11 protein-coding genes and 1 pseudogene are annotated in these 10659 nt (G+C 63.6%); 7 read left to right on the forward strand and 5 right to left on the reverse strand.

Features of this window, described 5'->3' with window-relative positions; translation table 11 throughout:
* Nucleotides 1–95 precede the first annotated feature (95 nt).
* From ACQKQA_RS28090 to ACQKQA_RS28110, 5 genes and pseudogenes are all read left to right on the forward strand, one after another.
* Nucleotides 96–326: pseudogene (locus tag ACQKQA_RS28090) on the forward strand (PhoH family protein); the annotation flags it as partial.
* Between the two features lie 159 nt (nt 327–485).
* Nucleotides 486–959, forward strand: a complete 474-nt coding sequence (gene moaC, locus ACQKQA_RS28095) for a cyclic pyranopterin monophosphate synthase MoaC (RefSeq protein WP_044461325.1) — start codon at nt 486–488, stop codon at nt 957–959.
* Entirely contained in the window at nt 956–1198 is a 243-nt protein-coding gene (locus ACQKQA_RS28100) for a MoaD/ThiS family protein (RefSeq protein ID WP_427564478.1), read from the forward strand. Before moaC ends, ACQKQA_RS28100 begins: the two co-directional genes overlap by 4 nt.
* Before the next feature lies 1 nt (nt 1199).
* The gene (gene moaE / locus ACQKQA_RS28105; RefSeq protein ID WP_427564480.1) at nt 1200–1652 is read left to right on the forward strand and encodes a molybdopterin synthase catalytic subunit MoaE; all 453 of its coding nucleotides are present in this window, start codon (nt 1200–1202) and stop codon (nt 1650–1652) included.
* Nucleotides 1653–1950: 298 nt separating this feature from the next.
* A complete protein-coding gene (locus ACQKQA_RS28110) occupies nt 1951–2727 on the forward strand; it encodes an ABC transporter substrate-binding protein (RefSeq protein WP_427564482.1) in 777 nt (258 codons plus the stop codon).
* Nucleotides 2728–2823: 96 nt separating this feature from the next.
* Here the strand turns inward: ACQKQA_RS28110 and ACQKQA_RS28115 are convergent, their stop codons facing one another.
* The 5 genes from ACQKQA_RS28115 to ACQKQA_RS28135 form a co-directional block, all read right to left on the reverse strand.
* A complete protein-coding gene (locus ACQKQA_RS28115; protein WP_427564485.1) occupies nt 2824–3450 on the reverse strand; it encodes a helix-turn-helix transcriptional regulator in 627 nt (208 codons plus the stop codon).
* Nucleotides 3451–3539: 89 nt separating this feature from the next.
* Nucleotides 3540–4667: an NAD(P)/FAD-dependent oxidoreductase gene (locus ACQKQA_RS28120; protein ID WP_427564487.1), complete on the reverse strand. Its 1128-nt coding sequence runs from the start codon at nt 4665–4667 to the stop codon at nt 3540–3542.
* A 133-nt stretch (nt 4668–4800) separates the two neighbouring features.
* On the reverse strand, nt 4801–5754 hold the full coding sequence (locus ACQKQA_RS28125; protein ID WP_427564488.1) for an ornithine cyclodeaminase family protein: 954 nt from the start codon (nt 5752–5754) through the stop codon (nt 4801–4803).
* 125 nt (nt 5755–5879) lie between these two features.
* Nucleotides 5880–7358, reverse strand: a complete 1479-nt coding sequence (rhlB, locus tag ACQKQA_RS28130; protein ID WP_427564489.1) for an ATP-dependent RNA helicase RhlB — start codon at nt 7356–7358, stop codon at nt 5880–5882.
* A gap of 96 nt (nt 7359–7454) precedes the next feature.
* The gene (locus tag ACQKQA_RS28135; protein WP_427564490.1) at nt 7455–8111 is read right to left on the reverse strand and encodes an alpha/beta hydrolase; all 657 of its coding nucleotides are present in this window, start codon (nt 8109–8111) and stop codon (nt 7455–7457) included.
* Nucleotides 8112–8579: 468 nt separating this feature from the next.
* Here ACQKQA_RS28135 and ACQKQA_RS28140 point away from each other — a divergent pair, with 468 nt between their 5' ends.
* Nucleotides 8580–9611 carry an amino acid ABC transporter substrate-binding protein gene (locus ACQKQA_RS28140; RefSeq protein ID WP_427564491.1) on the forward strand — a complete coding sequence of 344 codons (1032 nt, stop codon included), beginning with the start codon at nt 8580–8582 and terminating at the stop codon, nt 9609–9611.
* A 66-nt stretch (nt 9612–9677) separates the two neighbouring features.
* Nucleotides 9678–10659, forward strand: a 982-nt coding sequence (locus ACQKQA_RS28145) for an amino acid ABC transporter permease (RefSeq protein ID WP_427564492.1), incomplete at its 3' end; no start/stop codon positions are given.

Here is a 10659-nt window from a genome sequence, read left to right on the forward strand (position 1 = left end):
GCAGCAGGTCCAGCAGGCTGACGCCGTTGAACAGCACACTGGCGAAATCGGTGTTGTACAGCTGGGTGAACATGGCCGGCACGGACACCAGCAGCCAGAACCTCACCCCGCACCAGATGAAAACCATCATCACCCGTGCCGGCGCCGGTTCCAAAGTGGTGTGCCTGGGCAACCTGGCGCAGATCGATACCCCTTACCTGTCCGCGACCAGCTCCGGGCTGACCTACCTGACTGAACGCTTCAAGGACTTCCCCAACGGGGTGCACATCACCCTGCAAGGGGTACCGCGCTCAATCCTGGCCGAATACGCCGAGACCCATCTGTAACCTTCACCGGACGGGCGGCCGCGAGGCCGCCCGTCTTTTTGTGCCCATTGTGTCTGCTGCCTTGCCTGCGACAACGACGACCGGTCGCCGCGCGTAATCATGGGTGCGGGAAATTGACCCCCGGGTTTACAATCGGCTGTCCTGATCAGGAGTAAGGCTGTGCTGACTCATCTCGATTCCCAAGGTCGCGCCAATATGGTTGACGTCACCGACAAAGCCGTGACGTCCCGTGAAGCCACGGCCGAAGCGCGGGTGCGCATGCTCCCGCAAACCCTGCAAATGATCGTCAGCGGCGGTCACCCCAAGGGTGACGTGTTCGCCGTGGCACGCATCGCCGGCATCCAGGCGGCGAAAAAGACCAGCGATCTGATTCCCCTGTGCCATCCGCTGATGCTCACCAGCGTCAAGGTCGAGCTCAGCGCCGAAGGCGAAGATGCGGTGCGTATCGTCGCCCGTTGCAAGCTGGCCGGGCAGACCGGGGTGGAAATGGAAGCCCTGACCGCCGCCAGCGTCGCCGCCCTGACCATTTACGACATGTGCAAGGCCGTGGACCGCGGCATGACCATCGAAGGCGTGCGCCTGCTGGAGAAGCTGGGCGGCAAGAGCGGCCATTACCAGGCGGGTGAAGCATGAACCTGACCGTGAAGTTTTTCGCCCGCTACCGCGAGGCGCTGGGTGTGGACTCGCTGCGGGTCAGCGGCGATTTCGCCACGATCGACGACGTGCGCACCTTGCTGGCCCAGCGCGAGGGCGCCGAGGTGCTCAGCGAACAGAACCTGATGTGCGCCCGCAACGAAGACCTCTGCCAGCTCGACGAGCCGGTGAGCGACGGCGACGAAGTGGCGTTTTTCCCCACCGTGACCGGAGGCTGAGATGGCGATTCGCGTGCAAGCCGGCGCCTTCGATCCGGGGGCGGAAGTCAACGCGATGCAGGCGGCGAATGTCGGCGTCGGCGCGGTGGTGAGCTTTGTCGGTTACGTGCGGGATTTCAACGATGGCCTGGATGTGGCCGGGATGTTTCTCGAGCACTACCCGGGCATGACCGAAAAGGCCCTGGGCAAGATCGCCGCCGAGGCCGAGCAGCGCTGGCCGCTGCTCAAGCTGGAAGTGCTGCATCGCATCGGGGCGCTGGAGCCGGGCGAGCCGATCGTCTTCGTCGGTGCCGCCAGCGCCCACCGCCAGGCGGCGTTCGACGCCTGTGCCTTTGTCATGGACTACCTGAAGACCCGCGCACCGTTCTGGAAGAAGGAAACCACCGCCGACGGTCCGCGCTGGGTGGAAGGCCGCGACAGCGACCATGCGGCGGCGGATCGCTGGAAAAAGTGACTGCCCGATCCTTGTGTATGGACCGCAAGTCCGTCATCGCGGGCAAGCCTCGCTCCTACAGAAGCGGCGAATATCTGTAGGAGCGAGGCCTGCCCGCGATAGGGCCGCCCGCCACACCTCATTTCCCTGCTTTCCCACTGACTCAGCCGCTCGACCAAAGGCGCGATGAACTGCGCCCGCTCCATTGACGCTATGTACATAAAAGTCCAGTATGGATTTACAAGTACAAAAAAGCCCCACCTGTTTCGCTCCTTCCTTCTGTCTTGCCATACCAACAACAACCCGCGAGAGAACGAACATGAAGAAACTCCCCCTCATCAGTGGCCTGGCCCTGAGCCTGCTGGCGTGCAGCAGTCTGTTCGCCGCCGAGAAGACCCTGCGCATCGGCATCGAGGCGGCTTATCCGCCGTTCGCCTCGAAAACCGACAAAGGTGAGATCGTCGGTTTCGACTACGACATCGGCAATGCCTTGTGCGCGCAGATGCAGGTCAAGTGCGTATGGGTCGAGGGTGAATTCGACGGCCTGATTCCTTCGTTGAAAGTGAAGAAGATCGACGCCGCGCTGTCGTCGATGACCATCAATGAAGACCGCAAGAAGTCGGTCGACTTCACCCACAAGTACTACTTCACTTCCTCGCGGCTGGTGATGAAGGAAGGCGCGACGGTCGATGACCAGTACGCCAGCCTCAAGGGCAAGAATGTCGGTGTGCAACGGGCGACCACCACCGACCGCTACGCCACCGAGGTGTTCGAGCCCAAGGGCATCAACGTCAAGCGCTACAGCAATAACGAAGAGATCTACATGGACCTGGCGGCCGGGCGCCTCGATGCGATCTTCGCCGACACCATTCCGCTGAATGACTTTCTGTCGATGCCGCGAGGCAAGGGCTATGCGTTTGTCGGGCCGGAGCTGAAGGACCCGAAATACGTGGGTGAGGGGGCGGGGATCGCGGTGCGCAAGGGCAATGCCGAGCTGGTCAGCCAGTTGAATGCTGCCATCGATGGCATTCGTGCCAGTGGCGAGTATCAGAAGATTTCCGAGCAGTACTTCAAGTCCGACATCTACGGCGACTGATGCCGTGCGGCGTTCGTGGAGAACGCCATAGCGGGCAAGCCTCGCTCCTACGGTTTTGTTGGAGCGAGGCTTGCCCGCGATGCTGTTAAAAGGGTGCTAGCCCTTCAATTCCTTCAGGTGCTTGTACACCGTCGCCCGTCCCATGTTCAGCACGTTGGCCACATAGTTGGCGGCGCTTTTGCCCTTGAAGGCGCCTTCGGCGTGCAGCGCCAGCACCAGTTCGCGCTTGTGTTCGCGGGTCAGCAGGTTCAGGCCCAGCTGCCGTTCGCGCAGCCAGTTGTGCAGGAAGGTGTTGATCCGCTCCTGCCAGTCGTCGCGAAACAGCGAGTCCGGTTGCGGGATCAGTTTGCTCGGCGACAGGAACAGGTCCAGCGCCGCCTTGGCGTTCTCGAACAGCGAAATATTCAGGTTGATGCACAGCACCGCCAGCGGCTGGCCGTTGCCGTCGCGCAGCACGGTGCTCAGGCTGCGGATCTTCTGGCCGTCCCAATTGAGCTTTTCATAGGGGCCGATGTTCCGTTCGTTGACGTCCTCGCCGAGCATGTCGTCCAGGGCCGCATCGTCGCCCACTTCGCGCTTGGAGATGTTGTTGGCGATGTAGTCGATCTTCTGCGTGCGCAGGTCGTGGAGCACCACCTCGGCATGGGGGAAAAACAGCGTGGCGATGGCGTCGGCGATCGCCCGGAAGTTGTCCAGGGCAGGGTCCTGTGCGGGTGTGGTCATGGGGGTGGTTCTCCAGGCGGTGTCAGCGCCCTGCAAGGCAGGGCGCTGCGAGTGTGGCGCAATCGTCGGGGCGCGTCACCTGAGCGGGGTCAGCCGAGGCGGGCGGGGGAGAGCATGGTGGCGTCCAGGCCAAAGCGGGTCAGCTGTTCCGGCAGGGCTTCGCCGCGGACCAGGGCGGCGCTGGCCTGGCCCATGGCCGGCGAGGTCTGGATGCCGTAGCCGCCTTGCGCGGCGACCCAGAACAGGCCCGGCACCCTAGTGTCGAAGCCGGCCAGCAGGTCGCCGTCGCTGACGAAACTGCGCAGGCCGGCCCAGGTGCGGGTCGGGCGGCGGATGGTCAGGGTGGTGGCTTCTTCGATCTGGTAGATGCCCATGGCGATGTCCAGCTCTTCCGGCTGCACGTCGTGGGGCTCCACCGGGTCGGCGTTGGCCGGCGAGCCGAGGAACATGCCGGCGTCGGGCTTCATGTAGAAGGATTCGTCCAGGCTCACCAGCATCGGCCAGTGATGAATATCCACGCCTTCGGGGCCGGCGAAGATAAAGGCCGCCCGGCGTTTGGGCTGCAACCCCAGGGGCTGGGCGCCGGCCATGGCGCCGACCTGGTCGGCCCAGGCGCCGGCGGCGTTGATCAGGATCGGCGCGCTGAAGGTCTGGCCGGCGGTCTGCACCTGCCACAGGCCCTGTTCGTCGCGGCTGAGCCCCAGCACTTCGCAGTCGGTGCGCACTTCGCCCTGGTTGCGGCGGATGCCGCGCAGGTAGCCCTGGTGCAGGGCGTCGGTGTCGATGTCGCTGGCGCTCGGGTCGTAGAGGGCGCCGTGGACCTTCTCGCGGCGCAGGATCGGCAGGCGCGTGCAGGCTTCGTCGGCGCTCAGCAACTGCATCTCCGGCACCGTGGCCTTGGCGCTCAGGTACTGGTTGTTCAGCTCGGTGGGGTCGCCGGTGAAGTCCACGGTCATTTCGCCGCGCGGGGTCAGCAGCGGGTGTTCGCAGAAGCCTTCAGGCGGGGCATCGAAGAAGTCCCGGCTGGCCAGGGTCAGGGCCCGTACCTGGGCGGTGCCGTAGGCTGCGGTGTAGAGCGCGGCGGAGCGGCCGGTGGAGTGATAGGCCGGATGGGATTCGCGTTCCAGCACCAGCACCCGGCCATGGCGCGACAGCCAGTAACCGGTGGATGCCCCGGCGATGCCGCCGCCGATGATGATGAAGTCTGCCTGGGTCATTCGAGCCTCCGTAAACAAGGGGATAACGCGCTTCTGTAGGAGCGAGGCTTGCCCGCGATCAATCTTGAGCCTGTCACTGTGGTTCGCTTGGGAACGCCAATCGCGAGCAAGCTTCGCTCCTACAGGTCAAGATTCAGAGAGTGCCTTGCAGGCGGTACAGGGCGTTGGCCAGGGCGATGTCTTCCAGGCCCAGGCCGATGGAGCGGAAGAACACATGGCGTTCCCCGTTCGGCCGTTCGGCGTGGCCGCTGAGCAGCTCGGGCAGGTCGCCGAGAATCGCGCTTTTGTCCCAGCCGTGCTGCTGGCTGGCGATCAGCATCTCGCCGGCCGAGCCGGGGGTGGTCTGGCGATAGTCGCAGTACACCTGCATCTCGTTCAGCGCGGCGGGCGGCACTTCGTGGGCTCGCGGGGCGTTGGTGCTGATGGACGTGATCAGCGCCGGTTTGCCCAGGGTGCGCGGGTCGAGCACCGGGCCGGCGGACGAGGTGCAGAGCATGATGACATCGGCATCCTCCAGGGCGTCGTCGAGCCGGGTGGCGACCTGCAGGCGTGAGTCCAGGGCCTTCAGACGCGCGATGTCCGCGGTGGATTTGCCGGCCAGGCTCGGGGAGTACAGGCGGATGGACTGCCATTCGCGCAGGCCTTTCACGTAATGCAGGTGGGCCTGGGCCACCGGACCGCTGCCGATGATCGCCAGGTGCCGGGCCTCGGGTGTGGCCAGCGCATCGACGGCCACGGCGGTGGTGGCCGCGGTGCGGGCGGTGGTCAGCTCGCCGGCGTCGCACAGCAGCAGGGGCTGACCGCTGTCCATGGACATCAGCAGGGTCCAGGCGGTCACCAGCGGGCCTTCGGCGCGGACGATATAGGGCGAGGTCTTGACCCCGTAGACCCGGTCTTCGGCCAGCACGCCCAGGTAGTTGATGAAGTCCCCGGCGCCCTGGGGAAATTCCACCCACTGCTGCGCCGGCTGCACGGCAAGCCCGGCGGCCAGGTCGTGGAACAGTTTGCGCAGGATCTGTGGGACGTCGACCTGGGCCAGCAGCTCGCGGGCTTGAGGCTGGGCAATCACGGAAGGTGTGCTGGACATGCGGGAACCCTCGGGGGATAAACTAATTTGTCCATTATGGACTTTTAGTTTTGCCCGGCAATATCCAGGCGAAAAAAAACGCAGCCTGTGGTCGGGCTGCGTTTTTTGTCCGGGGCGCTAAGCCGTCAGGCTTTGGGGCGCTTGCGCTCCACGGGGCGCAACAGCTCGGTCGGTGGCATTTCGCAGCTGATCTTGCGTCCCAGCAGCGCCTCGATCGACGGCAGCTGATAGGAGTCGTCCTCGCCGGCGAAGCTGATGGACACGCCATCGGCGCCCGCCCGGCCGGTGCGGCCGATACGGTGCACGTAGTCGTCCGGCACTTCCGGCAGGGTGAAGTTGATCACGTGGCTGATGCCGTCGATGTGGATGCCGCGACCGGCGACATCGGTGGCCACCAGCACGCGGATCTTGCCTTCGCGGAAGCCTTCCAGGGTCTTGATGCGCTTGTGCTGCGGCACGTCGCCGGACAGCTGGGCGGCATTCACGCCGTCGCGGACCAGGCGTTCCTCGATGCGCCGCACTTCATCCTTGCGGTTGGCGAAGACCATGACCCGCTCCCAGCCGTTGTCGTTGACCAGGTTGTACAGCAGCTTGTACTTGTCGGCGCTGGCGACCGCATAGATGTGCTGTTCGACGTTGGCGTTGGCCACGTTCTCGGCTTCGATCTCGACGATGGCCGGGTCGGTGGTCCACTGCTTGGCCAGGTTCATCACGTCGTCGGTGAAAGTGGCGGAGAACAGCAGGGTCTGGCGTTCGCTTTTCGGCGGGGTCTGGCGAATGATCTGGCGCACTTGCGGGATGAAACCCATGTCGAGCATGCGGTCGGCTTCGTCCAGCACCATCACTTCGACCATGTCCAGGTGCACGTCGCCGCGCTGGTTGAAGTCCAGCAGGCGGCCAGGAGTGGCGACCAGGATGTCGCAATGCCGGGCTTCGAGCTGCTTGAGCTGCTTGTCGAAGTCCATGCCGCCGACGAAGGTCATCACGTTGAGGCCGGTGTACTTGGTCAGCGCCGCGGCGTCCTTGGCGATCTGCACCACCAGTTCGCGGGTCGGGGCGATGATCAGCGCCCGCGGTTCGCCCATGTAGCGCTCTTTCGGCGGCGGGGTCTGCAGCAGCTGGGTGATGATCGAGATCAGGAACGCAGCGGTCTTGCCGGTGCCGGTCTGGGCCCGGCCGATGGCATCCTTGCCCGCCAGGGTGAACCCCAGGACCTGCGCCTGGATCGGCGTGCAGTAGGGGAAACCCAGGTCGTGGATCGCGTGCATCAGTTCCGGGGCGAGCTTGAAGTCGTGGAAGCGGGTCTTGCCTTCCTGGGGTTCGACGACGAAATCTTCCAGTTTCCAGGTACTCACCGGCGGTTTCGGCGCCCGTGCGCGGCGCGGCTGTTCGGCCTTGGGCTTGTCGCTGCGGGGCGGGGTCTGGACGGCCGGGGCGGCAGGGGGCACCGACTCTTGCTTGATGGCGGTGGCAGGCGCGTTCCGTTCCGGCTGATGGCCGTCGGTGCGGCTGCTGGGACTGGAAGAAGAAGGACTGGGGCCTGGCGCGAGCTGCTCAGCCTCGCTTTTACCGAAGATTTTCTTGAGTGCTTTGAGCACGGTCATCTCATCAATTGGTTAAGGAATGTACGCCGGGCAGTGTAATGCAAGAAACGGGCGCGGCGTAGTGGGTTGCTCAACGGGCTACGCAAGTTGTCAGTTTCAGCGTAAACGCTCGCCGAGCCAGGCACCGATATCGCGAATTTCCTCGGGTAACACTTCATGGCCCATTGGGTATTCCTGCCAGGTCACGGTGACACCGCGGTGTTTCAGGTGCTCGTAGGCGGTGCGGCCCATGGAGTTCTGCACCACTTCGTCGTACTGCCCATGCAGGCACAACGCCGGAATCCGCTGCTGGCTGGCCGAAAGTTCGAGTTCGTCGCTGAAGGTCGGGGCGTAGGTGGAGAGGGCAAGTACGCCACCCAGCGCACCCTGCCATTTAAGGAAGGCGGTGTGCAGGACCACCGCGCCGCCCTGGGAAAAACCGGCGAGGAAAATCCGCGAAGGGTCTATTCCGCTGGCGCGCTGCTCTTCGATCAGCTCGACCAGGCGTTTGGCCGACTCGTCCAGCTGTTCGCGATCGATCGCCCGCGCCGGGCTCATGGCCAGAATGTCGTACCAACTGGGCATGGCATAACCGCCATTGATGGTCACCGCGCGGGTCGGTGCCTGGGGCAGGACGAAGCGGGTGCTCAGCAGGCTTTCCTGCAGCGCCTCGGCGACCGGCAGGAAGTCGTAGCGGTCGGCGCCCAGGCCATGGAGCCAGATCACGCAGGCATCGACGGGCTTGCTGGGCTGAAGAATCAAGGGCTCGGTCATGGTTGCTCCAATTGTGTGCGTGCGCGCCTGAACGGTGCGTGGTCGAGGTGCGCGCTCGGTTGATCAGTGAAGAAGATGTCGCAAGGCTGAAAGTTTCGCTCTTGACCCCGGGTCGAACCGCTTTGGCCGACAGTCTGGTACGGGCTTTGCTATAGCCGTCCGGTGACGTGATTGCGCTCACCCCGCCGGTAACACTAACAGGCTACCGACGGGTGTGGGATAGCAAAGATCCGCTGATGGACGTTCGCCAGTGGCCGCTACGGGCTTCGCGAACATGCAAGGGCTACAGCCCGTTCGGTCGCTTGGTGGGATATGGGTTTTCTCGTAAATGGATTTTCTCCTACTAGACTCATAGCTAAAGTCCTACGTCGCTTGACCCTAAAAAAAGCCAACACGGGTCAACAGCGCCTCATAAGGGTGCGGCAGGACTCAAGCTCCGACACAACAAGAGCAAGACTGGAGGTTTGAATGAAGATGTTGAAATCCACCCTGGCTGTGGTGACGGCCGCCGCTGTCCTGGGCATGAGCGGCTTCGCGCAGGCAGGGGCGACCCTGGATGCGGTGCAGAAGAAAGGTTTCGTGCAGTGCGGTGTGAGCGACGGCCTGCCGGGCTTCTCGGTACCGGACGCCACCGGCAAGATCCTCGGCATCGACGCTGACGTCTGCCGCGCCGTGGCCGCCGCGGTGTTCGGTGACGCGACCAAGGTCAAATTCAGTCAGTTGAACGCCAAGGAGCGCTTCACCGCCCTGCAATCGGGCGAGATCGACATCCTGTCGCGCAACACCACCATGACCAGTTCCCGCGACGCCGGCATGGGCCTGAAGTTTCCAGGCTTCATCACCTACTACGACGGCATCGGCTTCCTGGTGAACAACAAGCTGGGCGTCAAGAGTGCCAAGGAGCTGGACGGCGCAACCATCTGCATCCAGGCCGGTACCACGACCGAGCTGAACGTTTCCGACTACTTCCGCGGTAACGGCCTGAAATACACCCCGATCACTTTCGACACCTCCGACGAAAGCGCCAAGTCGCTGGAGTCCGGTCGTTGCGACGTGCTGACTTCCGACAAGTCCCAACTGTTCGCCCAGCGCAGCAAGCTGGCCTCGCCAAAGGACTACGTGGTTCTGCCGGAAACCATTTCCAAGGAGCCGCTGGGCCCGGTCGTGCGTAACGGCGACGACGAGTGGCTGGCCATCGTGCGCTGGACTGGCTACGCCATGCTCAACGCCGAAGAGGCCGGTATCACTTCGAAGAACGTCGAAGCCGAAGCCAAGTCCACCAAGAACCCGGACGTCGCCCGTCTGCTGGGCACGGACGGTGAGTACGGCAAAGACCTGAAGCTGCGCAAGGATTGGGTAGTACAGATCGTCAAGCAAGTCGGCAACTACGGTGAAGTGTTCGAGAAAAACCTCGGCAAGAGCACTCCGCTGGAGATCGACCGCGGCCTGAACGCGTTGTGGAACAACGGTGGCATTCAATACGCACCACCAGTGCGCTGATGGTTCTATCACCCGGCGGGGCAACCGCCGGGTGATGTTCTTGTTCCATTCTTCCCGGGGCACTTCATGCAAAATTCAATCGGCGCACCAAAGCAGAGGCTCAGTCTCAGCGATCCACGAGTGCGTGCGTGGCTATTCCAGATCATCACCGTTGTGGCGGTGATCTCGCTTGGCTGGTACTTGTTCGACAATACTCAAACCAACCTTCAGCACCGGGGCATCACCTCCGGCTTCGACTTCCTCGAGCGCAGCGCCGGCTTCGGCATCGCTCAGCACTTGATCTCCTACACCGAAGCGGACAGTTACGCCCGGGTGTTCGTGATCGGCCTGCTCAACACCCTGCTGGTGACCTTCATCGGCGTGATCCTGGCGACCATCCTCGGTTTCATCATCGGCGTGGCGCGCCTGTCGCAGAACTGGATCATCAGCAAACTGGCGACCGTGTATGTGGAAGTGTTCCGCAACATTCCGCCGCTGCTGCAGATCCTGTTCTGGTACTTCGCGGTGTTCCTGACCATGCCGGGGCCGCGCAACAGCCACAACTTCGGCGACACCTTCTTCGTCAGCAGCCGTGGCCTGAACATGCCGGCGGCCCAGTTGGCCGACGGCTTCTGGCCGTTCGTGATCAGTATCGTGGTGGCGATCGTCGCCATTGTGCTGATGGCGCGCTGGGGGACCCGGCGCTTCGAAGCAACCGGTGTGCCGTTCCACAAGTTCTGGGCCGGCCTGGCGCTGTTCGTGGCGATCCCGGCGCTGTGCATGCTGGTGTTCGGCGCGCCGGTGCATTGGGAAATGCCCAAGCTGCAAGGCTTCAACTTCGTCGGTGGCTGGGTGCTGATCCCGGAACTGCTGGCTTTGACCCTGGCCCTGACGGTGTACACCGCGGCGTTCATCGCCGAGATCGTGCGGTCGGGGATCAAGTCGGTGAGCCATGGCCAGACCGAAGCGGCCCATTCCCTCGGCCTGCGCAACGGTCCGACCCTGCGCAAGGTGATCATCCCGCAGGCCCTGCGGGTGATCATTCCGCCGTTGACCAGCCAATACCTGA

It is taken from the genome of Pseudomonas sp. NPDC089530 (assembly GCF_050280705.1).
Taxonomy (GTDB): Bacteria; Pseudomonadota; Gammaproteobacteria; order Pseudomonadales; family Pseudomonadaceae; genus Aquipseudomonas.

Excerpts from the sequence above, each read along its gene's own strand:
- ACQKQA_RS28100 (WP_427564478.1), top strand. The coding sequence starts at position 956 with ATGAACCTGACCGTGAAGTTTTTCGCCCGCTACCGCGAGGCGCTGGGT.
- moaE (WP_427564480.1), top strand. The coding sequence starts at position 1,200 with ATGGCGATTCGCGTGCAAGCCGGCGCCTTCGATCCGGGGGCGGAAGTC.
- ACQKQA_RS28110 (WP_427564482.1), top strand. The coding sequence starts at position 1,951 with ATGAAGAAACTCCCCCTCATCAGTGGCCTGGCCCTGAGCCTGCTGGCG.
- ACQKQA_RS28115 (WP_427564485.1), bottom strand. The coding sequence starts at position 3,450 with ATGACCACACCCGCACAGGACCCTGCCCTGGACAACTTCCGGGCGATC.
- ACQKQA_RS28120 (WP_427564487.1), bottom strand. The coding sequence starts at position 4,667 with ATGACCCAGGCAGACTTCATCATCATCGGCGGCGGCATCGCCGGGGCA.
- ACQKQA_RS28125 (WP_427564488.1), bottom strand. The coding sequence starts at position 5,754 with ATGTCCAGCACACCTTCCGTGATTGCCCAGCCTCAAGCCCGCGAGCTG.
- rhlB (WP_427564489.1), bottom strand. The coding sequence starts at position 7,358 with ATGACCGTGCTCAAAGCACTCAAGAAAATCTTCGGTAAAAGCGAGGCT.
- ACQKQA_RS28135 (WP_427564490.1), bottom strand. The coding sequence starts at position 8,111 with ATGACCGAGCCCTTGATTCTTCAGCCCAGCAAGCCCGTCGATGCCTGC.
- ACQKQA_RS28140 (WP_427564491.1), top strand. The coding sequence starts at position 8,580 with ATGAAGATGTTGAAATCCACCCTGGCTGTGGTGACGGCCGCCGCTGTC.